The sequence below is a fragment of the Echinicola strongylocentroti genome (assembly GCF_003260975.1).
Classification (GTDB): Bacteria; Bacteroidota; Bacteroidia; order Cytophagales; family Cyclobacteriaceae; genus Echinicola; species Echinicola strongylocentroti.
Map to the genome: position 1 here is coordinate 1,625,547 of NZ_CP030041.1, position 26,437 is coordinate 1,651,983.

Below are 26,437 nucleotides of genomic sequence, written 5' to 3' on the forward strand. Positions count from 1 at the left end.
ACTTTAAGTGTTCAAAAACTGACAAAAATCAGTTTTTGAATGACTGTGCTTGATATAATCTCTTTTTATTGATCGCTGAAAGCTTTCTAAACACAGGATTCCGCGTACCCATCTTGGCACTTGTCCCTTACTTATCATAAATTTTCCTTCCCAGTAAAATAGCGTTGGAAGGTGTTGGCATTAGTTTTCAAAAAAACTCCTTGAAAGTAGTAGCTCACTATTCACCCCAATTACCGGGATGTATTTCTCTTTCGTTTAATTATTTTATAGAACAAAATATTTCAAACACTTAATATTTCACTAATCGTGATTTCAACTAAAAATCCTTTTCATCCATTTTGACAACTTTAGCAGCTGTCCCCGTTAGGTGCACACTTGCGTTAACCACCATATGGATCAATATACTAATTCTAGGATAATTATACTATATAATATAATAAATAACACCAATTTTAAGCAATTAATTACTTAATCCATAAAATTATTAGCCTGTATAAAACCAAAACATAATTAAATAATTGCTTCAACTACATTTTCACTCCGATGGCACCCATTCCTGCTTCTTCCCCATCAACTTTCAAGATGGGCAAGCAAACTGCTCTAGAACCATCTTTGGTTACGCATTCTACTATTTCTCGGGGAGATGTAATACCCCAGTGATATTTCGTGGGACTGGTTGCGGTAATTGTTCAGCACGTTCAGGTTATGGTCATACGCATAGCCTATTCGGAGCTGATCCGTCGCAAAGAACTCAAACAGGAACGCCACCGCATTCCGGTTGTTCAGGTTTTCCGGCAGGTTGTCCTTCCACAGGTCCAGGTTAGAGCGATAGGAACTCCCCAGCCAGATACGCTCAAAGAACAACAGCATCAGGTTCAGGTCATAGCTTGTCGGCGCCCCCTTCACTTCCTTCACCAGGAACGATGGCTTCAGCTGGACATCATCCGACAGTGGCACCAACAGCCCCGCTGTCAGGTAATAATGGAAATCGTGGTACGCCAAGGCGATATCCTCTCGCTCCAGCGACTTCTTACCCACCATATTGAAGGCACTCAGACCAGCATAGAAACGTGGCGTATTGTAAAAGATCCCCGCATTCAGCGTAGGCGTGAACAGGTTTACCCGGCCCTGGGGAAGTTCCATGTCCGGATGGTCGTTCGGGTCCAGCTCCGAGCCGTCGATCACGTACTCCGACACTCCCGCACTCACTCCCAGACCCAGTTGGCTATCACCGCCAGTCCGGATACGGTACGCATACGTCAACAGGATATTGTTCGTGTTTGTCGGACCCAGCGCATCGGTGAACACCGACAGACCAAAGCCCATCTTGCCCTCGTTCGCACTCAGGTCGGCAGAAAAACTGAACGTCTCCGGCGCCCCCGGAAAGCCCACCCACTGGCTACGGTAGGTCGCCTGCACATAAGGCTCGCCCTTGTAACCCGCATAACCCGGGTTGATGTACAGCCCGTTGAACATGTACTGGCTGTACTGCGGGAGCTGCTGGGCCATCGCCCCGCCAGCCCCTAACAAACACCACAGCAGCAATGTCAATGCACCTGTTTTCCTCATTGACTTTTGTCTTTCTTTCATATCCAATCTTGATACTTGCATCTTGCTTTTCTTTCTTCTTTCTTCTTTCCTCTTTCTTCTTTCCTCTTTCTTCTTTCCTCTTTTTTCTTTGCTCTTTTTTCTTTGCTCCAACCTTGATACCAAGCTATTTACTACTTGTCCCTAGCATTAGCGAAAAGGAAATGGCACCAGGACTGCTTCCGCTGCTAATGCCCTAGGATTCGCCCCTTTGATTACCGTGGGCTTCACCCACGGCCACCAAGCTTTCGCCCCGCTGGGGCCTGACCCCTTATCCTGCTTCTTACTTGCTTTTCCATTTGCCAATCGTTATCAATTCTTATCCCTGTCCTTGTTCTTAACTCCAAAATAACCCCTCCTAACCTCCCCGCCGCAGAGGGGAGGAATAGTCTTTCTTTTTTCTTTCCTCTTTCTTCTTTGCTCTTTTTTCTTTGCTCTTTTTTCTTTGCTCCAACCTTGATACCAAGCTATTTACTACTTGTCCCCGGCATTAGCGAAAAGGAAATAGCACTAGGACTGCTTCCGCTGCTAATGCCCTAGGATTCGCCCCTTTGATTACCGTGGGCTTCACCCACGGCCACCAAGCTTTCGCCCCGCTGGGGCCTGACTCCTTATCCTGCTTCTTACTTGCTTTTCCATTTGCCAATCGTTATCAATTCTTGTCCCTGTCCTTGTTCTTAACTCCAAAACACCCCCACCTAACCTCCGCAGAGGGGAGGAATAGTCTCTCTTTTTTCTTTCCTCTTTCTTCTTTGCTCCAACCTTGATACCAAGCTATTTACTACTTGTCCCCGGCATTAGCGAAAAGGAAATGGCACCAGGACTGCTTCCGCTGCTAATGCCCTAGGATTCGCCCCTTTGATTACCGTGGGCTTCACCCACGGCCACCAAGCTTTCGCCCCGCTGGGGCCTGACTCCTTATCCTGTTTCTTACTTGCTTTTCCATTTGCCCATCGTTATCAATTCTTGTCCCTGTCCTTGTTCTTAACTCCAAAATAACCCCACCTAACCTCCCCGCCGCAGAGGGGAACTCTTCTTTGCTTTTGTTCAATATGCCAAGAGCTATGGCCCTTCTACCTGAGCTACAAGCTCAATGCTAATCGTACCGGGGCACAGCCCTCGGTACAACACCATTACAACCATTCTCTTTGCTCTTTCTTCTTTGCTCTTTGCTCCAACCTTGACACTAAATACCAGCTACCAAATACTGCCTACTCCTTTATCACCTGGATCCAGCCCTTGAACTCGTGCTTGGTACCGTCCTCTTCGTAGCTTTCCAGTACATAGAAGTAGGTGCCCGCAATCAGCCCTATCGCCTCCCAGTCGTTATCATAATCCTCCGATACATAGACATGGTCACCGTACCTGTTGAAGATCACCAGCTCGTTGCGATCAAACTTGTCCATGCCCAGGATCTCGAAACGGTCATTGTCGCCGTCGCCGTTTGGCGTGATCACGTTCGGGATGCGGAAGGCAAGTACCTCGTTCATGTCCGTCGAACTGTTGTCTTCCGGCGTCGCGTCAGGGGTATCAGAGGATACCTCCGCCGTGTTCACCACATTGCCCGGAGATTCGGCCTGCACACTGAAGTGAACCACCACCTCGCTGCCTGCGGCCAAGCTGCCTATCGTCCAGCGTACACTGCTGCCGTTCACCGTAGGCTCCAAGGTGATCGCCTCGCCGTCCAGCTCCGCTTGGCTGTCCTCATAACTGATGTTCGCAGGGAGTTCATCGCTCAGCACCACGCCCGTCGCAGCAGATGTGGAGACGTTGCTCACCGTCAAGCGGTAGGTAAAGATGCTGCCCTCATACACCGTCGCTCCTTCTGAAGTCTTCGTCATCACCAGGTCGACACGCTGTACAGGAAGGTCCACTTCTGTCGGATCATCACCGTCACCCGTGCCGTCATGGTCAATGTCCGCTGGATTGTCCGGATCATCGGATAGGTCGCTGACGACCTCGCCGCTTGCTCCCATGCCAGTAACTTCGGCACTTTTCACCACTGCTCCACCTTCCACATCTTCTTCGGTAAGGATATAATGCCCTATGAATGAAGTATGGTCCTGGATACCAGGAACCAGCCTGTCCACTGGGCCTCCCGACACCATTAGCCCGTCACTTCCAGTGATGGTCACGCCGTTCAGCTCTGCCATTCCAGTATTGCTCACGATAAACGTATATTCTATCACTTCTCCTGCTTGGGCATAGCCATCTCCGTCACTATCTACCCACCTTCCTGTCATGGAAAGTGAAATAGCAGGGCGCTGCGGAAGCAATACCACCGTGATATCCTCTCCATCGCCATCAGCATCTTCATCGACATTGGTTGGGTCGTCTGGATCATCAGAAAGATCACTAACCAGTTCTCCTCCTTGGGTAGTACCGGTCACTTCCGCCTGATTGCTTATGCTGCCCGCAAGGACATCCGCTTCAGTGAGGGTGTGCACCCCTCGGAAAGTACCGGTATCTACTGCCCCCGAAGCCAAACTCGCGAGTGAGCCACCTTCGATCGTCGCATTTTCATCAGCAACAGTCAGGTTATGTAGCGTTACATTGCTGGTATTCTCGACAGTAAACGTGTACACCACTTGCTCACCCGGGTCGGCATAGCCATTGGCATTGGCATCTGCCAGCACACCTGTTTTGCTCAGCGAAAGGTTCAGTGACTGACAGAGGGCAATAGTGATGACATCATCTGATTCGCTGTCCGTTCCTGACAGGTCACTCACTAGTGTTCCATCAGGCGTGGTAGCTTCCACGGTAGATTGTGTCGAAATTTCTGCCAAGTCCAAGTCATCTTGAAGCACTGTATAAGTTGCTCGGAATTCCCAAACTTCATCCACGTCGAGCAACCCATCACCGTCGACATCTCCTGCCTGATAGATGATATCAGATGGATCAACTATCGGATCATCCACCACCACATTGGCCAGAGAGACATTACCCACATTGGCCACCGTATAGATAAAGGTGATTTGTTCGCCCACTTGTGGACATTCAGCTGCTGCTCTCCCTTGGTGCAGGGTATAAGCTTCCACCAAGGCCACTCCCCCTGCTGGCAGAGAGCCGTTACCGTTTCTTCATCGTTTTCGAAGGAGGTTCCTGAAATATCCTGCACCTCTTTACCTCCGGCGACTCCAGAAATAACGGCCTCATTAAGGACCTCACCGGCATCAATATCCGCCTGAGTGATGGCATATTGACCTGTATAAGTCCATATTTCCTTCACATCCAAGGCTCCATCACCGTCATCATCACCTCCTTGGAATGTTAGGTAATTTAATCCCACCAAACTATCCGACAAGCTCAAGTTCGAAATGGTAACATTTCCGGTATTGGCCACTAGGAAGGTATAGTTAATGGACTCATCCAGGCTAGCACAGCCATTGCCATCGGCATCATTAAATTCACCTGTACTGAGCAAGGCCACGCTAGGCTCCTGACAAAGCGGCATTATGGTCGGATCATTATTCTCATTCCCTGTTCCGGAATTATCCCCAACGATGACGCCGGCAGGACTTACGGCGATCACAGAAGCTTGATTGCTAATTTCACCATTGTCCATATCCGTCTGGGTGATCACATATTCCCCGGTGTAGGTCCATGTTTCGGTCACATCCAGCTCGGCATCGCCATCTTCGTCCCCAGAGACAAACTGCAGGCTGCCTTCTGCCAACATGGTATCCGTCAGCCTCACCGAATCCAAGGAAACATTGCCGGAATTGGTCAGCGTGAAAGTATAGGTGATGTTCTCTCCCAAATCGGTACAGCCATCACCATCTATATCATCAAAGCTGGAAGTTTTGACCAATTCGATACCTGCTTCTTGGCACATCGGCAAGCTCGAACCGGAATCGCTACCGCCACCAGAAGTACCCGCCACATCCTGTACTTCCGTACCGTCTGGCGCTACGCCTGTAGCGGTGGATTCATTGACCAAATTACCCGAATCGATATCTTCTTGGGTCAAGGTGTATGGGGCAGTAAATGTCCATACTTCTTCTACATCCAGTTCATTATCTCCATCATCGTCTCCACTGGCCAGCACTATACTTCCCTCTTCCAGTATATCGCCTATGATGCTAATGCCTGTCAAGGAAACATTACCGGTATTGCTCAGGGTAAAGGTATAAGTCACTAGTTCTCCGGCATTCGTACAGCCATCGCCATTTTCATCTTCATAGGCCACTGCACTTACCAATTCAATCCCTGCCTCTTGACATAGTGGCAATTCACTCGATTCGTCATTGTCCGCAGCCGTACCGGACACCTCCTGCACTTCCACTCCCTCAGGGGAAATGGCCGTCACATTGGCTTGATTGCTCAGGTTACCGGAATCGATATTTGCTTGTGTCAAAGCATAATCAGCCACGTATATCCACGTTTCGCTCACGTCCAGTTCACCATCACCGTCCAGATCGCCGCTGGTCAACGTTAGTGGCTCCTCTCCAATAAGCGGATCGGTAAGGGTCACTTCGCCAAGCGAAACATTTCCCGAATTGGTCAAGGTGAGGGTGTAGGTTACGGTTTCCCCGGCATCCGTACAGCCATCGCCATTTTCGTCGGCAAAGTCCATGGTTTTGATCAAGGTGAGTGCAGGATCTTGGCACATCTCGATTACGGATGCTTCGTCGTTGTCCAGGGCGGTTCCTGATAGGTCTTGGACTTCTGCTCCATTGGGATCCATTGCGCTGACAGTGGCTCTGTTGGAGACATTGCCATCATCGATAGCCTGTTGGGTAATGGTGTATAGACCAGAATAAACCCATGTTTCGGTCACGTCCAACATCCCGTCACTATCGGTATCTCCACTTTCGAACACCAAAGACCCGGCATCCAGCATCGGATCACTCAGTTGCGGTTGACCCAATGACACATTTCCTGTATTGTACACTTCCAAGGTATAGGCTATGGTCTCTCCGAGTTGAACACAGCCATCACCGTCTTCGTCGTTAAAGACGGCCGTTTTGACCAATCCAATGCCTGTTTGCTGACATAGCGCAAGTTCGGTGGTGCTATCATCGGTAGTGGACGTGCCAGAAAGGTCTTCGACGACCGTTCCATCTGGTGACGAAGCTGTGATGGTAGCCTGATTGGAAACATTGCCTTCATCGATGGCTTCCTGATCCAATGTGTAACTGGCCGTGTACCTCCAAATTTCGGTCACGTCCAACTGGCCATCACTATCAGTATCTCCTTCTATCAAGGTCACCGCTCCATCAATAAGCGCATCTGTCAATGCCAGCGCACTGAGCGTGACATTTCCGGTATTCACAGCCTCAAAGGTATAGGTCACCGTCTCTCCTGCTTCGGCACAGCCATTTCCATTGGTATCATTGTGCAGGGCGGTTTTCACCAAACTGATGCCCGGCTGAGTGCACAGTGTCAGTGCTGTCGTATCGTCGTTATCGGCTGCTGTACCCGATAGGTCCTGTACTTCGGTTCCGTCGGGAGCATTAGCGGTCACGGTCGCTTGGCTAGCAACCACTCCGCTATCCATATCTTCTTGGGTGAGGACATAATCAGCCGTATACACCCAACTTTCATTTAGGTCGAGGAGACCGTCATTATTGTCATCACCTCCTGCAAACGATAAGGTATTTTCAGGGATCAATGGATCAATCATCTCCACGCTGCCCAAGGTCACATTGCCCGTATTGGTTACCGTGAAGGTGTAGCTCAGCGTCTCTCCGGCTACTTCACAGCCATCGGCATTTTCGTCATTGGACACCAGCGTTTTCACTATGGCAATGCCTGGAGTAGCAATAATTTCGGTTTCTGTCGGATCATCATCCACGTTGCCATCGCCATCATCCGCATCATCGGAAGTGTCGAGCACCGGCATATTATTTGGACTCATGGAGGCTACATAGGCGCTGTTGATCACCCCTCCGGCATCCACAATTGCCTGGGTCACGAGGTAGGTAGCGGTATAGGTGGCTGTTTCGTCCGGAGCCAAAACACCTTCCACATTATCGGAAGCTGCCCCATCAAAGGCCGGCAGCAAGGCTGGCGCAAGCACCATTCCGCTATTATCCCTGATCGTATCGGACACCGCCAAGTTTCTCAAGGTCACATTACCGGTATTCGTTACCGTAATGGTGTAGAGCAGTTCGTCCCCTGCATCGATGGTGGTATTGCCATCGTTTTGGGTGACTGTCGGCTGTGGCTTCTCGATGGCTATCTCTGGTGTTTCTGGGATAAACAAGTCCGTATTGTCATTGATGGCATTGCCATCGGCATCATCACCATCATCGGAGCGGTCTGTGACCGCAGTACCTTGGATACTTGCCCCTTCGGCCAGCACGCTATTGCTGACACCACCAGCATCTACATCGCTTTGGGTAAGGATATAATCAGCCAAGTAAGTGGCCGTTTCGCCAGGAAGAAGTGTTCCCACGGCACTTCCTTTGCTAGAAGTATCGAATGTAGGTTCACTATCCAGTGTCAAGGTATTTCCTCTGGCATCCACGAAGGTATCGGTCAGCACCACTCCCGTTAGGGTTACGGTTCCGGTATTGGTCACTTCAATGATATAATTGATCTGGTCGCCAGCATTATCAGCTCCATCGCCATCGGTATCGACCATATCCTGCTGTTTCACCGCCTCGATCGAAGGCACTTCCTGCACCAGCGTTTCCGTTGGGTCATCTTCAGTATTGCCGTCTGTATCGTCGCCATCATCGGACAGGTCATTGACCAATGTTCCCTGAGGGCTTTGGGCATCGACTTCGACGGCATTGATCACACCTCCCCAGTCCACATCGGTCTGGGTCATGGTGTATGCCGCCCCGTACACGGCTACCTCTCCAGGAGCCAAGGTACCCTCTACATTATCAGAAAGTGCCGGATCAAAGTCTGGGGCTGTCGTCAAGGTCAGCACATTGCCATTGGCATCTTCAAAGGTCTCGGTCAGCGCCACTCCAGAAAGGGTGACGTTGCCCGTATTGGTCACGGTGATCGTATAGGTCAATTCATCTCCGGCGGTAATGGTACCACTGCCGTCCACGTCGGTATCGGTCACTTCTTTCATCACTTCCACCGAAGGCATTTCGATGATCTCCCAAACGGTAGGATCATCCTCGGTATTGCCGTCGTCATCCTCACCATTGTCGGAAACATCGCTGACTACGGTAACCGCATCAGGAGCCGTACCACTGGCGGTGGCGGAATTACTCACCCCACCTGCATCCACGGCTACTTGCTCTATGGTGTAGGTCGCGGTGTATACAGCATCCTCGTCCGGTGCCAAGACGCCTTCTACATTATCAGAAGCTCCCGGATCAAAGGCCAGTACCGAAGTCAAGGTCAATGGATTATCATTCGCATCAAGCAGCACGTCGGCCACTTGCACGTCGGTCAAGGTTACATTACCGCTATTGGTAACCGTAATCTGATAGCTAATTTCATCACCGATAGCTCCCGTGATGCCATCACCATTGGTATCGGTAACCGTTTGGGTTTTGACCGTTTCTATGGCTGGAAGCTGATCCAGCGGAGTGATGGTTTCATCATCTCCATCGCCAGTACCGTTATCCGAAATATCACTTACAGTTTCTGCATCTGGGTCGGCACCGCTGACAGTGGCCGAATTAATGATTTCGCCATCATCCATATCTGCCAGCGTGATGTTATAAGTGTAGCTTGCCGTGCCCGTTTCTCCAGGAGCCAATGTGGACGGAGCTACCGCCAAATTATTCACTGGCAACCTTGGGTCGGAGACCGTTATCGTGCTTATGGTTACATTTCCTGTATTGGTCACCTCGAAGGTATATACCACTTGGTCTCCTGCATCCTGCTCACCACTTCCATTCGTATCTGCTGGTGCAGCAGCAGTTTTGATCAGCTTAAGTGATGGTGCTTTTGGCAAGTCCACGGTGCTGTTTGCATCAGCTGTGACTGTTTCGGCATCAGGATCCGTACTGGAGACTTGAGCCAAATTCACCACTTCCCCATTGTCCATATCAGCTTGGGTGATGGTGTATTGGACGATAAGTTGGGTGGTGGCCGCAGGGGCCAATGTCGTCTCCGGTAAAGTGAGATCGATCGACCCCGGCAGGTAATTATCCGTCAAGGCGACTTCATCGAGGGTAACATTGCCCTCGTTCGCAATATCAAAAGTATAGGTAATGATATCCCCGGCATTGACCACTCCGTCGCCGTTGTCATCACTGTAAAGACCTGTTTTCTGAAGAGAAATCAAGGCATCCTTATCCAATGGGGTCACCGTAGGATTGTCTCGTCCATTAGAGGCATCACCGTCATCGGAGATGTCGGTCACAGGGCCCGAGTTCACTACATCTGTGCCATTTACTGTAGCCGTATTGGTTACTTCTCCACTATCGATATCCCCTTGGGTCAATGTATATGTCTGATCAGGAATGGTACCTGCTTCTCCAGGGTTCAGCGTGGCAGGAGTCACCGCTACCGCTGTAAGACCGAGGTCGGGATCATCTATGGTAATATCCTGCACCATCACAAAACCCGTATTGTTCACGGTAAAGCTATACGTAATCGTCTCGCCAGCATCCGGTCTTCCATTGCCATTGGCATCATTCAGGACATTGGTCTTATCCAGCCACAGCTCTGCTTCGGTCGGCAATGGTGCTATGGTAGGGTCATTTTCCGGATCCCCGTCAAAGTCCGTGTCATCCGGGTTGCCATCATCAGAGATGTCAAACAACGGATCACCAGCAGGGGCGGTGCCATCTACACGTGCCCTGTTCACCACTCTACCATTATTGATATCATCCTGTGTCATGATATAGACTTCTGTAACCGTGGTCTCGGCCGCAGGCTCCAGTGTAGTCACCGGCAGGGCAATCGGCGATGGAAGCCTATTGTCACTCAGCACGATGTTATCAATGGTAACATTACCAGTATTCTCTATTCTGAAGGTATAATGGATCTCATCACCTGCATCATTGACATCATTGGCATTGGCATCCACCACTTGGTAGGTTTTAATGAGTGTCAGTTCTGGCAGGCTTTCCAATGGCACCACCGTAGGATTATCCATGCCGTCGAGGTCATTTCCCTCATCGGAAATATCGCTCACAGGATCACCTTGCGGACTATCGGAAGTCACGCTTGCAGTATTGCTGAGCCCACCGGAATTGACATCGGCCTGTTGCAGGGTGTACACGGCCTCATAACTGGCCGTCTCGCCCGGAGCCAATGTACCTTCAGCGCTTCCCGCATCGGCACTTTGGAAGGTCGGCCCACTATCCAAGGTCAACGAAGCTCCGTCCAAATTGGTCAATTCGTCGGTCATGGCCACATTGGAAAGGGTCACATTTCCGGTATTGGTTACCAGGATATCAAACGTCACCACATCTCCCGCCGTATCACTGCCTGAGCCATCGCTATCTACCAGCTCCCGTGCCGTCTTGATGACTTCGAGAGAAGGCATTGGCGCAATATCCAAGACAGTAGGATTGTTACTTCCATTACCGATAATTCCATCATCAGTTACCGTGCTTATATCTGCACCGATCGGTGGTGTAGCGGTAAAGGCCACCTGATTGCTCAGCCCAGCAGCGTCTACATCTGCCTGCGTAATGGTATACGTAGCCGTATAAGAAGCTGTCTCGCTCGGCACCAATGTACCTTCAGGACTTCCGTTATCGGCAGTGACAAAAGATGGCCCACTAGCCAAGCTCAAGGCTGTTCCGGTCAAATCCTCGAAAGTATCCACCAGACTTATTCCCGTAAGGGTCACGTTACCGTCATTGTAGATATCGATGGTATAGGTCACCAGGTCATCCACTCCGCCAGTCACTCCATCTCCGTTGGTGTCCGATACATTTTGTTCTTTTACAGCAGTCATGGATGGTGCAGGTGTCAGCGGCACCACTGTGGCACCTGTTCCTACTCCATTATCAGAGTCATCGCTCACCGCACTGCCCATTGGATCCTCTCCTTCTACAGTGGCGGTGTTAACCACTTCGCCTGCATTCAAATCTGCTTGGGTAATGTCATACACCGCTGTAGCGGTAGCGGTCTCTCCAGGGTTCAGCGTAGCAGGAGCCATTCCTAGGTTGGTGACGCCGAGTTTCACGTCTGCAATGGACAATAAAGATACGGTCACATTGCCCGTATTGGTCACCATGAAGGTATAGGTGATCCGATCACCTACATCATCCCGTCCACTTCCGTTGGTATCGTTTAATGTTCCCGTTTTGATCAGCTCCAAGGAAGGCGCTTGCTCCAAGGTCACCTCGGTCAGATTAGAGGTGGTGGAGACCACACCGCTCATCGGGTCGGCACCTACTGCTGTGGCGGTATTGGTCACCAGTCCGGCATTCAGGTCATCTTGTGTGATCGGGTAAGAGACAGTCAGTGTCCCTACCTCTCCTGGAGCCAGTGTATTTGGAGAAATGGCCTGCCCCGGAGCCGGTACCCCAATCCTATCATCGATGACCTCGATTCCCGAAACTGTCACGTTCCCGGTATTGGTCACTGTAAAGTCATAGGTGATATCATCGCCCAGGTTGGCCACGCCATCGCCATTGGTATCCACATAAGTGCCTGCTTTCACCAATGCCAGCTGCGGGCTTTGGGCCAAGGTGGTTTCCGTAGGATCATCGATGCCGTTTGCCGCATTTCCTTCGTCGGATACATCCGTGACGGTAGTATTGTCATCTAGCCTATCACCAGACACGGTCGCCTGATTGCTCACCATGCCTGCGTCTATATCCGCTTGTGTAAGCGTGTAATCTACTACTGCTCCGGTGCCCGTCTGGTCCGGACCGAGCAATATCGGAGTAATGGCGGCATCGACCAAGCCCAAGTTGGGATCATCGAAGGTGATATTGTCTACAGAAATATTCCCTGTATTCCTTACGGTGAAATTGTAGGAAACTGTCTCCCCTTCATCCGGTAGTCCGTTGTTATTTTCATCGTTAAATGTGGCCTCTTTGGTAAAATCCAGATGGGCCTCCGTAGTCAGGTCAAAATAGGTTGGGTCATTGTCCCCATCGGTGTCGGGATCTAGGTCAGAATCCGCTGGATCACCGTCATCGGAAATATCCGACACTGCGGCATCGTCAGGATCAGTGCCCTCCACCGTAGCAGAGTTAAGCACACTGCCGGTATCAATATCGTTCTGGGTAAGCGCATAGTCCACTTCCATCAGCACGCTTTCTGTAGGCTGAAGGATAGCAGGAGTAACGGTAAGGTCCGCAGTTCCCGGTAAGAAATCATCCGACAACACCAGGTTATCCACGGTCACATTTCCGGTATTGGCAATACTGAAGTTATACTGCACCACATCTCCTGTGCTGTTATCTCCACTGCCGTCCACATCGACGATATCGATAATGGTCTTGATCAAGGTCAGTTCAGGCATTTTCGGAATCAAGGTTTCCGTAGGATCGTCTCCGGTATCGCCTGCACCCGTATCGCCATCATCAGAAATATCGGCAATAGCAGTCCCTGCTGGACTGGTCATGGAAGCAGTAGCAGTATTGGTGATACCTCCCACATTCAGTTCACTTTGGGTCAAGGTATAGCTAGCGCTGTAAGTGGCCGTTTCATCTGGCGCCAACGTTCCTTCCGCACTGCCACCATCGGCACTGACAAAAGTCGGTGCCGTGTCAAGGGACAAGCTTGCTCCATCCAAATCGGTCAAATCATCTGTCAGGGAGATATTATCCAAGGTGACATTTCCGGTATTTCGAACCGTAATGGTATAGTTGACCACGTCCCCGGCGTTGGTGGTACCATCACCGTCAATATCGCTTATGTTAGCATTTTTGATCACTTCTACAGCAGGTTCTTCTGCGATCGGGAAGGTAATTTGATCATTTGCAGCAACCGGCTCTACTGGAGATACCGCATCAGCCACCACGCTATTGGTCACTCCTCCTGCATCCACTTCAGACTGGGTGATGGTAAAGAGCGCGGTATACGTCACCGTTTCACCCGGCTCCAGCGTCCCTTCGATATTATCCGAGTTGGCCGCATCATAGGTAGGGCCATTGTCCAAGGCAATGGTATTGCCGTCTTGATCTGTAAAGGTATCCGTGATGGCCACTCCGGTGAGGGTGACATTTCCGGTATTCACTGCTTGGATGGTGTAGGCTATCTGATCGCCCACTCCACCAGTAACGCCATCTCCGTTGGTATCGGCGACCGTTTGGTCTTTGGTTATAGCAATTCCGGAGATTTGTGGTAGCGGAGTGACCGTAGGCACATCGCCATTATCCAGACTGGATCCATCATCGGAAACGTCGGTTACTGTATCGCCGTTGGAAGCCTCTCCGGTTACGGTGGCAGTATTGGTAATGCTGCCATCATTCATATCCGATTGGGTCACCGTACGTGTCATCTCGGCAGTCCCCACTTCACCTGGAGCCAATACCAGCGGGCTGATCGCCAATGCCGCTACTGAAAGCCTTGCATCATTGATCACCAAGGAATTTACGGAAGTATTCCCGGTGTTGGTCACGGTAAAGGTATAGGTGATGACATCACCGGCACTTGCCCGACCATCGGAATTGGTATCGGCCAGAGCAGCTGTTTTCACCAGTTCCACAGCAGGGGTCACATCGAAGGTAATCACCGTCGGACCATCCCCATCGCCATTGTCCGAATCGATGGTCTCTTCACTTCCGTCAGGTCCCGTGCCGGTAGCGCTTGCGGAATTGGTCACCTCTCCTGCATCCATATCGGCCTGTGTGATGATGTACTCATACACCGCATAGCCCAACTGGCCAGGAGCCAAGTCTGTGATAAGCGTAGTCTGTGAAATATCGGTATAGATGGGCAGGTCAAAAGCACCTACCAGTGCATCATCGATCGTAATATCACTGACGGTAACATTTCCGGTATTCTCAACGGTAAAGGTGTAAGTGATGACATCACCCGCATTTTGTGTTCCATCTCCATTGGTATCGTCATAGGCAGCTTCCTTGAGCAGTGTGAATTCCTGGTCTTTTGGCAGCTCCGTGATCGTTGGATCATCAGATCCGTTGGTAGGATTACTGTCATCGGAAATATCGGTCACCGGACCTTCACCATCAGTCCTATCTCCTTCTACATCCGCCGTATTGCTTACTTCTCCAGCATCGATATCCGATTGCTGAAGGGTGTACACTTGGTCAGGGATCACACCTGATTCGCCGGGGGCCAACGAAACGGGAGCAACAGCTACATCCGTCAATCCTAAGCCTGTGTCATTTATTTGGAGGTTTTCTACGGTAATACTGCCCGTGTTATTAACGGTAAATGCGTAAGTAATCGTCTCTCCCGCTTGGGGCACTCCGTCCCCATTTTCGTCATTAAAGGTGTCTATTTTGAGCAGTTCCAATTCGGCCTCAGTGAGCAGGTCTACGATGGTCGGGTCTTCCCCGGTATCGCCATCGCCTGTATCCCCATCATCGGAAATATCGCTGACCGCTTCACCATCCGGGTCTGTACCATTTACAGTAGCAGCGTTTTCTACATTGCCTGCATCTATGTCTGCCTGGGTCAACAGATAATCCACGGAGAGATTGGTCACCTGACCTGGAGCTAGACTCGTTTCAAACAAGCTAAGATCGGTTCCCGCTAGGAACAATGGATCATCAATAGTAAGCCCATCAATGGTGACATTACCGTTATTTTCTACCCTGAAGGTGTACGTGATCCTGTCTCCAGCATCATTGTCACCACTTCCGTTGACATCGAAGACCGCACTGGCCGTTTTCACCAGTGCCAAGGAAGGAGCCTTGTCCACCAAGGTAGGCGTAGGGTTATCGTCCCCATTATCAGGATCGCCATCATCAGAAATTTCCGACATGTCAGTTCCTTGTAGTGTGGTCCCCGTTATCGTCGCCGTATTGATCACACCACCGGCATTGATATCTGCTTGGGTCAAGGTGTAAGTAGCTGTATAGGTAGCAGTTTCTCCTGGCAATATGCTCGTTCCCGTGCTGCCAGCTGTGGCACTTTCAAAGGTAATAGGCGTAGTCAGCGTCAAAGCAGCTCCTTGTGCATTGGTCAAGTTATCCACTGCCACTAGGTCCCCGATGGTCACATTGCCCGTATTGGTCAGGTCAAAAGTATAGGTAATGATATCTCCCGCAGAGGTGCTGAAGCTATTGTCCACGTCATTTACAGCGGCCGTTTTGATCAGTTCCCAAGCAGCTTGTTCTTCGATAAAGTACTCGGTAGGATCGTCTTCCGTATTGCCATCATCGTCCTCCCCATCATCGGAGACATCACTGAGGACGACTCCAGCCGGAGTGGAAGCCCTCGCCAAAAGGCTGTTGATCACCCCGCCGGCATCCACATCCGCTTGTCTCAGCACATAGGTAGCCCGATAATAAGCGGTTTCTTTAGGCTCAAGGAAGCCTTCTGTACTACCGCTATCAGAAAAGAAATAATTCGGTCCGTTTAGGGTAAGAACTCTTCCTTGTGCATCGGTGAAGGTATCTTCCAGTTCTACATTGTCCAACGGTTCATCTCCATTGTTAAACACCCAGAAAAGATAGCGCACTTCTTCTCCCACGCCCGGATTTCCTGAAAAGTCAATGAATTTGGTAACTTCCAAACAATTTGAATAGATGGTAATCGGCTGCGGCATGGTCATCACACAGCCATTGGCGTCTCTCACTTGGACTTCATATTCACCAGCGGCCAGCCCGTTAAAGGTGCCTGTTGTGTTTACGCTGCCAAAATCATCAATGGTATATTCATAGCTTCCTGCCCCACCCGTGGCGAGGACTGTAAATGCTCCGATATCTCCAGAGGTACAGCTTACATTTTGATGATCCGCTACCTGTTCATCGAGGGTCATTGCCGTAGGCTCTGTAAGTGTCACACTTACTGCAGCTGGGTTGGTACAGCCATTGGCATCGGTGATCACTGCGGTATAGGTGCCTACCGTAAGGCCGCTTGGATCTTCGACCGTTTCCTGACCCGCTGGGATCAGTCCATCGACCGTAGTCCAGGCATAGGTATATGGTCCCACTCCGCCCGCCGGACTCAGGTCGATCGCTCCACCAGCATCGCCATTACAAAGGATGTCCGTCTGGGTCGTCGTTCCCGAAACCACTGCTGCGGGCTCTGTCAAGATCACCTCAATGGTGGCTGGGTTGGTACAGCCATTGGCATCGGTGATCACTACGGTATAGGCGCCTGCTGTCAGTCCACTTGGATCCTCCACCGTCTCCTGTCCTGCCGGAACCACACCATCCGTGGTACTCCAAGCATAGGTATATGGCCCGACTCCACCTGCTGGGCTAAGGTCGATCGCTCCACTGGCATCTCCGTTACAGAGAATATCCGTCTGGGTCGTCGTTCCCGAAACCACTGCTGCGGGTTCGGCTAAAGTCACTTCAATGGTGGCTGGATTGGTACAGCCATTGACATCCGTAATCACAGCGGTATAAGTACCCGCTGTCAGTCCGCTCGGATCTTCCACCGTTTCTTGGCCTGCCGGAATCACTCCATCTGCGGTACTCCAAGCGTAAGTATATGGGCCGACTCCGCCTGCTGGACTGAGGTCGATCGCTCCACTGGCATCCCCGTTACAGAGGATGTCCGTTTGGGTCGTCGTTCCAGAAACCACTGCTGTGGGCTCTGTCAAGGTCACGTCAATGGTGGCTGGATTGGTACAGCCATTGGCGTCAGTGATCACCGCGGTATAGGTCCCTGCTGTCAATCCGCTCGGATCCTCCACGGCTTCTTGGCCTGCCGGGATGGTTCCGTCTGCTGTTGACCAAGCGAAGGAGTAGCCTCCCACTCCTCCAGCTGGTGTAAGATCAATGGCACCAATGGCGGCTCCGTTACATAAAATATCGGTCTGTGCCGTGGTACCGGAAACTGGCTCGGCAGGTTGGCCAACGGTCATGAAGAAGTAAACATAGGTACACTGGGTGGCCACATCCGTCACCAGTATGTTATAGCTACCGGCAGAAAGTGTCGTTTGGTCTTCGGCGCCTTGGACGATTCCACTGCCATTGGAAGTAGACCAGTTGTACGTCAATTCTCCTGTTCCTCCGGTCACGAGGATGTCAATCGCCCCGTCATTTCCTCCAAAACAACTGGCCGGCTGTATGCTCGTGACAGAAAAATCCAAATCTGAATTAAAACCTGGCACTTGGATGACTGCCGGGTTTTGTAACTGTACCGAACAAATGGCCGGGTAGCGCACAGAAGTAATGACAATGTTCCCATAATTTCCCGGCGTCAAGCCAGGAATGATCAGGCTACCATCAGGCTGAGTGGTCAGGGTTATCGGATCTACTGGGGTTCCCTCACGATCATAGGACACGGTATAGTCCGTATCGGCCAGCAATCCCCCATCGGTAATGGTGATAAAGCCGTCATTTTGGGGTTCGCAGGTGGTAGGTGGAGTAGCGGTGGCGGTCATGGTGGATTCGTCCAGCTCGCAGCAATCATCACTAATGGCGGAATTGATCCAATTCGTATCATCGGGAACGGCACAACTCACAGCGGTCACCTGTCCATTGCCATCCACGCCTGTAGAGGTCACCGTCGTAAAGTCGACCGTATTGATAATGGTTTCGTCCAAATTGGCTTCGATGCCATCCGCACAACCGTCATTGTCACTGTCCAAGTCCAAAAAGTCAGGCTCATCGGTACCGTCCGTATTCAAAGGTGAGGCTACCAAGCCTTGGGCGGATTCCCCGGTTTCGCATAAGGTGACTGGGTCGATCACGTCGCCATCAGCAAATGCACAGCCCGCAGGGCTCAAGCTGCCCGTAGCTTCCACATTATCAGAGATGCCGTCATTATCACTGTCCAGGTCCAGGTGGTTGGCAATACCATCACCATCTGCATCAAATTCCGCTTGTGGCAGGCCGTCAGCATCCCCAACAGTATCATTGGCATCGTCATCATCACGGTACAGGTAGACACCGTCGGCATCCCCATCGGTATAAGGATCCACGCCGCCATATTCTACCGCATTGGCCATGCCGTCATTATCACTGTCCACGTCCGCATAATCCGGTACGCCGTCACCATCCGTATCGGCCTGTGTATCGTCATAGCAATCACAGGAATCACCTATCAGGTCGCCATCCACATCATCGGATTGCTCCGCACTTGTACCGACGCCTTGTCCACTGGAAGCAACAGTAGGCACCCCATTGGCATCGACATCATTGCCCAGGTTCAGCTGCACGGGATCCGCAAAACCATTGTACTCTGCGCCCGTATTCCCACCATCCAAGGTGGAACTGACCATATCGGCATTGGTAAATCCTCCATCACCTTCCAAGGCATCGGGACAGCCATCTCCATCACTATCCAAATCCATATGGTCGGGTACCAAATCTCCGTCGGTATCCAAGTAATGACATCCGCCTATCTGTACATTGATGGCAGTGGCCGGGTTGCCCACAGTCGCATACACATACACTTCTGAACCAAAGGTAGTAATCTGAAAATCAGGATAAGTTGCCTGAACAGCAGCCCCATCGTTAGGTCCACGAAAAGATAGCTGATCCTGATCTTGGGACAATATCGTCACCCTTTGCGGATCAGGGTAAGGATTGTTCACGGTAAAGCCTCGTCCACTGTTATTGGTCATCCACCAGGTATCGCCATAATCGAGCGAACCTCCAATACCATGTTTGTATTTTACGGCCACTTGTATTTGTTCCCCATTGGGAGTGGATATTTTGACCCCAGTAGGGACACCTCGAGGTGTGGCATTGATATCTCCGTCCGTTCGTGTAGCAGGTTGGTCATTCGAAAAAGAGCCAGCCCCTTGGAAATAAGTCTCTATGATCACCGACACCAGCTCACCCGTATCATCCAAAAAGTACCCTTGGACAGGGTTGCCTACGGCTATTCCCTCAAAGGAAACGTTCATGACCGAAGAGCAGTCGTAGCCCTCATCGATATTCAGGATGCCGTCATTATCAATATCCAAGTCCACATCATCTGTCACACCATCCCCATCGGTATCGGGATAGCATGCTGAGGCTTTTAGTTCTTTATCCTGACTGGAGCCTATGGCTTGGCCTCCTGAAACGGCCGTCGGCACACCATTACCATCCACGGCGGTACCCAAGTTAGTAGTGACTGGCTCAAAAGAAGTACCATTATAGCCCGTTCCCGTATTGCCACCTTGGATATTGGACGTCGTTAAGTCAACTAAGGTAAGGCCTCCATCTCCCTCCACGGCATCTGGACAACCATCACCATCTGAGTCCAGGTCTATAAAATTGAGCAGGCCGTCTTGGTCCACGTCCATGCATGTTCCTGATGAGAGCGTGGCAAAGGGCAAGTCGATCTCTCCAAACGAGGTACTGGAATAGCGGACCCTAAGGGTTTCTCCACCGTCACTTTCGAAGTAGACAATCTCTATCGGGTACAGTCCGGGACTGAGGTAAATATTGCCTCTTTTGGTAGTCGTACCTCTGACGCCATCATTGTCCACCACCAGCGTATTATTGATATAGAGGCCGGAGCCGTCATCTGATTCGAGCGCAAAGGTGTATTGATCCGATGTGGTGATGCGGATAAAGCCCTTGTAGCGAATGGAATAATGGTCGCTCACCCCGGGGTTTACGTTATTCTGTAGTTGGGAAACGTTAAATTCAGTTACTGTCCCTGTCCCCATGGCACCAGAAGTAGGCACATTATGGAAGGTATCATCCGTAGGCGATCCATTATAAAATTCATAATCCAGGCTTCCCGCACAACCTGCGATCTCCACGTCATCCAGTATACCATCGTTATCATCGTCTAGATCTTCAGGAGCATAGAGGCCGTCCTCATCGATATCATCACAATCATCGCCAATATTATTACCATTGATGTCAGGGGATTTGCTCAAGCCATTGCCGCTTCCTTGACCTGCACCAGCAGCCAGCGGTACACCATAGGAGGCGCTGGCAGGATCTGTCTCCACGTCAATGCCCAAGTTCTCTTGGACAGCGGCGGCATAGCCATTATAATTGTCCCCTGTATTTCCTCCATCCATCTCCGAGGTCACCATGTTCCCAGAGGTAAAGCTACCATCCCCTTCATAAGCATCCGGGCAGCCGTCACCATCACTGTCCAAGTCGAGGTAATTGAGCAGGCCATCCTGATCGGTGTCTGTACAGGACATTGGCATAAAAACACTAAATGGCACTGACGTTTTACCAAAAGATGAGTTTTCGTACCTTAAGTCAAGGCTTCCTCCCCCTCCATTATTATAATAAAGCATTTCGATACGGTGATATCCCTCACCCAAGTAGATCGTGCCATTGGCGTTTTGGGAAGGTCCCACTCCATCATTGGAGACGACCAATTCCCCATCGATATACAAACCTGAGCCATCATCTGACTGTAGCTCAAACGTATAGGTATCCGCTTCTTCTATGGCTATAAACCCGGTGTAGCGGATAGCGTAGGTCTCGCTATCACTTGGGTCTACATCCCTTTGTAGCTGGGACACATTATAGTCACTTACTTCTCCTACAGAATAGGCCCCTTCCGTTGGGATATTGACAAATTCATCATTGGCTGGATTATCCTGATAAAATTCGAAGTTCAAAAAGCCTTTGCACAAGTCCATCTCCGCTTCGTCCAGAATACCGTCATTATCATCATCCAGGTCATCCAAATTCGGAATGCCGTCACCGTCACTATCTTCGCAGGCATCTCCCAGTCCATTACTGTTCAAGTCTACGGAAGCAATAGCTGAATTCCCGATTCCCTGACCGCCTCCAGCCACGATGGGCACCCCATTGGCGTCCACTTCTGTACCAAGGTTTTCTTGGACAGGTGCTGCATAGCCCGTATAAGAGTCTCCGATATTACCTCCGTCCATGGAAGAGGTAGTGAAATTAGCGGAAGTAAGCCCTCCTTCTCCTTCCAAGGCATCTGGACAGCCGTCACCGTCCGTATCCAAATCGAGACTATTCATGATACCGTCGCCATCTGCATCATCATAAAAATATCCTTCACACTGAGTCGTACTTCCTGTAAAAATGGTTTCGTTTACCTCTGTATAGCCTTCTTTTACAGGGCTTCCCGACAATCCAAAATCATAAAAAGCAATGGGGTTACCGTCAGTGTTGTAAATCCTAACACCTACTACCGTAACATCAGCTCCAGAATAAGTCACTGTATGATTGGTTTTTGAGGATGACACATTCTCAACAGAAGTAAATTCTCCAGTTCCTGTATTAAACGCTACGTCTGTTCCATCTACCGTAACGGTTCCTGATCGAGCGAAACCATTATCTCCGATAATCGACTCTATCCGAATAGCATATGGAGTCGGAAACTCGAAATTAAAGCTCCAAGTATCTATTCCCGAACTTCGGTCAAAAATTAAATCCCTAAACAAATCATCATCTGGCTCCCCTCGGTCTCTAGAAGCAATAATAGCTCCCGGTTTCTCAGTCGTAAAACTGTGGTGTACAATAATACAGTTTTCATCACTATCCAATATCCCATCATTATCATCATCCAGGTCATCTCCGTTAAGTACCCCGTCTCCGTCAGAATCATCACAGGAATCAGCTATGCCATTTCCATTAATATCTGCACCAGCTAGTGAACCTGTCCCCACTCCTTGGCCAGCAGCAGCGGCTATTGGCACCCCGTTAGCGTCCACATCAACACCTAAGTTGTCCTGTACAGGACCTGCATAGCCGTTAAACGTATCTCCCGTATTCCCTCCGTCCATGGAAGAGGCGGTAAAATCGGCAAAGGTAAAACTCCCATCGCCTTCAAGCGCATCCGGGCAGCCATCACCGTCACTGTCAAGGTCTATTATATTTGGTATCCCATCGCCATCAGTATCTACAGGAGTATCACAGCCAGAGGTTCCTTCCATGTAAAGCTTCACTCCGTCAAGTGCCATGTATTCGTATCCTGAACTCCCTCCGGCACCATCTGCAGTAAAGGTGAGATCTTGGGTGGTGGACTGTGCCGTAAACACTAGCTCCACCGACTCCCATACCTGATTGCTTTCTCCCAAATAAGCCATTGCCGGCGCATATTGGACTTCATCACCAAACTCCACTTCCCACCTCGCTTCATCTCCTATCGAAGTATCACCCTGTAAACCTGCATTACCTTGATAAAAGAATACACTGTATTGCTGTCCTACGACCAAATCGAGGATGGTAGCCTTGAAACTTTCTGTATTGGAACTGCTCACCCATGCTCCCACAAACACCCCCCCGTCAGGTGACGAAGGCATTCCGTCCGCCAGTCCTCCCCACTGACCGCTTCCTGTGGTGGGCATGGGAGATCGCCAAGAGTCAGCGGTTCCTTGTACATCGATCCAACCGGAATTATTGCTTGTTATATTACTATTGTAACCATCGGTACTGGCCACGCTCTCTAATGACTCGAAAGAACCATCGGCAGGTAATATGGAATTACAAACTCCAAACTCATCCGCATCCAATATCCCATCGTTATCATCGTCCAGGTCATCTGCATCGCTTACCCCATCCCCATCGGAATCCTCACAAGAATCGCCGAGCCCATTGCGATTTTGATCTGGGGAAATTTGGGAGGCAGTCCCTAAACCTTGGCCAGAAGCAGCAGCCACTGGAATACCATCAGCATCTACAGCGATACCCAGGTTATCCTGGACAGGAGCCGCATAGCCGTTAAATGTATCTCCCGTATTACCTCCGTCCATGGATGAGGCCGTAAAGTCCGCAAAGGTAAAACTCCCATCGCCTTCAAGCGCATCCGGGCAGCCGTCACCGTCGCTGTCCAAGTCCATATGATCCAATATCCCATCCCCGTCAGTATCCCTAAATCCACACTGCCCTACTTGGAGGTTGATCGTCTGGGCAGGATTCCCTACATCTGCCACCAAATAGACTATTGTCCCTGAAGTAATGATCTTGAAATCAGGGTAATTGGCATTGGTTACAAATTCATTAACAGGCCCCCTGAAGTCGATCCTGCTCTCATTCTGGGACAGGATCCGTATTTTGGTATTATCATCGAAATCATTCCCTTCTACAGTAAAGCCAGCCCCGGTATTCGTCGTCATAAAGAAAGAATCCCCCGCATCAAAATCACCGGGAACATCATATTCCGCCTTGGCAATGACCGTGATCGGCACTCCATTGAGTGAAGTGATCTTCACACCAGCATTTCCTGTCCCTGGAGACATGCGTAAATCCCCGTCTGCTTCACTGTTCACCAGACTTCCATTTCCTACAAGGTACCTTTCGATTCTTACAGGCACTACAGTACCTGTGGTTTGGTCGTAGATTTCCCCTTCCACCACTGTTCCTGAAGTCAAGCCTTCTAGGGAAATATTATTGATTACCGAACAGTCAAACCCTTCCTCTACATCCAATATCCCATCATTATCATCGTCCAAATCATCGTCAGCATACACCCCATCGCCGTCAGCATCTTCGCAAGCATCCCCTACGCCATTACCATTGGCATCTGGTCCCAATGTGGCGCTCAGTCCGAGTCCTTGTCCTCCTGAGGCGATCGATGGCACTCCGCTAGCGTCCACATCGGTACCGAAGTTTCCGGTCACCGGCCCAGCATAGCCATTAAAGGTGCCGCCTGAGTTGCCTCCGTCCAAGCTGGAGGGGCTTATATCTGCGCCCGAAAAGCCACCGTCTCCTTCAAAGGCATCCGGACAACCGTCACCATCGCTGTCCAGGTCATACCTATCAGGGAGTCCATCTCTATCGGTATCCTTGTTGAAATTACACACCGTCACGTAAATCTGAAAATTTTGCAGGGGCTCGGATCCTGTACTGGAGTTAGGTAGACTATAGGTGACACGCGTTGAGCTTACCCCATCGGTAGCAGAAAAAATGCTGGTAAACCCACAGGTATTATAAGTGGCTACTGCTGGAGGCACTGGGGTCCTGAAAAAGTGGCTAGCCTCCCCTACAGTAGTTACCATTTGGTTATAAAAATTGGAAGCACCACAAGTATTGGGGTTTTGGGTGGCAGTAGAGGTTCCCACGGTTCCGTTAAATCCATACTCTATCGAAACTGCCTCACTTTGAACACCGCCTCCCGTATTTACCCCATAAAGATTATTCAAACTATAAACCCGCACAGACTGAGGGATGACCGTTCCGGTAAAAGAAACTTCGAACGAATTTTCTGACCCAGCAGGACTGGTAATCTGATTATTGAATCCACCGGCTGTCCCCAAAGTAGGTGCTGGGTTAACAAAACTACCCGAAGTAGAAACGGTAACATCAAACCCCTGTATCCTGTTGACATTGGTAAAGGTCACTGGGAAATCGGTGATATTGGCAGAAAAATCCAATGAAGCCCCGTCCAACAACACCTCTTCTGTGGTACAGACCGTCTCATCAGCATCTGTGATCCCGTCATTGTCATCATCGGCGTCATCTATATTACATATCCCGTCACCATCGTAATCGTCTTCTGGCTCCATCCCTCCTACCGTCCCGGCACAAGCCTGAAGGCTAAAGGTATATTCTGGAAAGGACAGCGCAGCCAAGGTCTTCCCAACCTCCAACTTCCAATCACCTTCATGCCCCGTAACATCCGTAGAAGCAGCCACGGTCACTCCCAAGACCTTTTCCAAATAGGCTACAGCTGCCTTTCCCTGAGGGCCTTTCGCAAATTCACAACCGTAAATATTGATGTGGTGGATTCCTACCGGAATATTCAAAAACCGCTCTTCCAAAAACTCCGCAACCTCCTGAGGACCGCTCCAGTGACCATCGATCAGCAGCTCCCCACTTCGTCCATGGGTGAAAAACTGGAAAATCCCGCCAGTGGCATCACTACCACTCTTCAAATGGGACGCCCCCTCCACGTCCTTATCCACAAAAACAGTGGGGTGACCATCAAAACCGTATACTGTACCTTTGCTGAATGATAGAAAAAAAATCACTAGTAGTGCAATCAACAACCTGTAAACAAGCCTCATATTCTTCTTAAATCAAATGACAACATCATTTTATATCGAAAAGCTCATGGAATAAAATAGCTTAAATAGACACATATCACCTTTTATAGGTGATTTATGCCTATTGATAAAACCACCACTCCTTGTTGACCACAGGTGGTCAAGGAAGTTCTATTCCGTGGTATTAGTTTGTGGTAAACATGAACCCATACCAATTGCTTTTATAAATTCTTTGTAAAACTACACTAGGCCAAAGGACCTACAACTGACAAAAAATCGACTATAATCTGACTTTTGTCATGCGGATTATTGCATTAATCACCATATACCATCTAATTCTATCTAAAAATGGTATCTACAACTAACTAAAATCAGTCCCTACTTATTCAGGAAGCCCCATCATTTCCAGGACTCCCGGTCATATTCATCATTGAAATCCAAGGTGAATCAATGTACTAGTGACTGTACTCTATATTACTATGTTGGTCAGTTTTCTAAAACCCCCTGTGCTTTGGGGTAAAATTCAAATTGATTAACTCAATCAGTCTGTAAACAATCAAATGCTACTTCTAAAATATCGTGTCTAAGCAAAGTGGCATTGTACCACCAAACGTTACGCTTCTTTTCTAGCTGCATTGGCAGCTAGGCTAAAATCTATCTGTAAAAGGAATAGTGTATCTTTCTTTCTAAAAACTCCGAATATGCTCAATGACAAATCATGACACTATAACCCCGAGTAAGCCGGAACTATTTTTTTTAATAAAATCATACTATCAGGATTTCAAAAGCATATCTACGACATTAAGTTACATTTTTTACTATAATTATACCAAACTTATACATAAAAGATGATGAAACAGCCCAAGCAAAACGGTTAAAAAAAGCCATTTTTCATCAACCATCGGCACATAAAAAACAATGAACAGACTGTAATCAAAAATGAACGAATCAGAAAATTCTTCTCGTAGGAAGAAAAAAAACTATTAACCTCGCCACTAAACCTGG

The 26,437-nt window shown here is 49.7% G+C and carries 3 protein-coding genes; all 3 read right to left on the reverse strand.

Annotated features, from left to right (window positions below):
- Positions 1 to 600: 600 nt before the first annotated feature.
- Entirely contained in the window at positions 601 to 1,509 is a 909-nt protein-coding gene (locus DN752_RS06045) for a PorP/SprF family type IX secretion system membrane protein (RefSeq protein ID WP_245949531.1), read from the reverse strand.
- Positions 1,510 to 2,798: 1,289 nt separating this feature from the next.
- Positions 2,799 to 4,574: a DUF7507 domain-containing protein gene (locus DN752_RS06050; protein ID WP_162633137.1), complete on the reverse strand. Its 1,776-nt coding sequence runs from the start codon at positions 4,572 to 4,574 to the stop codon at positions 2,799 to 2,801.
- Positions 4,490 to 25,432 carry a DUF7507 domain-containing protein gene (locus DN752_RS06055; protein ID WP_211324172.1) on the reverse strand — a complete coding sequence of 6,981 codons (20,943 nt, stop codon included), beginning with the start codon at positions 25,430 to 25,432 and terminating at the stop codon, positions 4,490 to 4,492. The genes DN752_RS06050 and DN752_RS06055 overlap by 85 nt, the downstream gene beginning before the upstream one ends.
- Positions 25,433 to 26,437 lie beyond the last annotated feature (1,005 nt).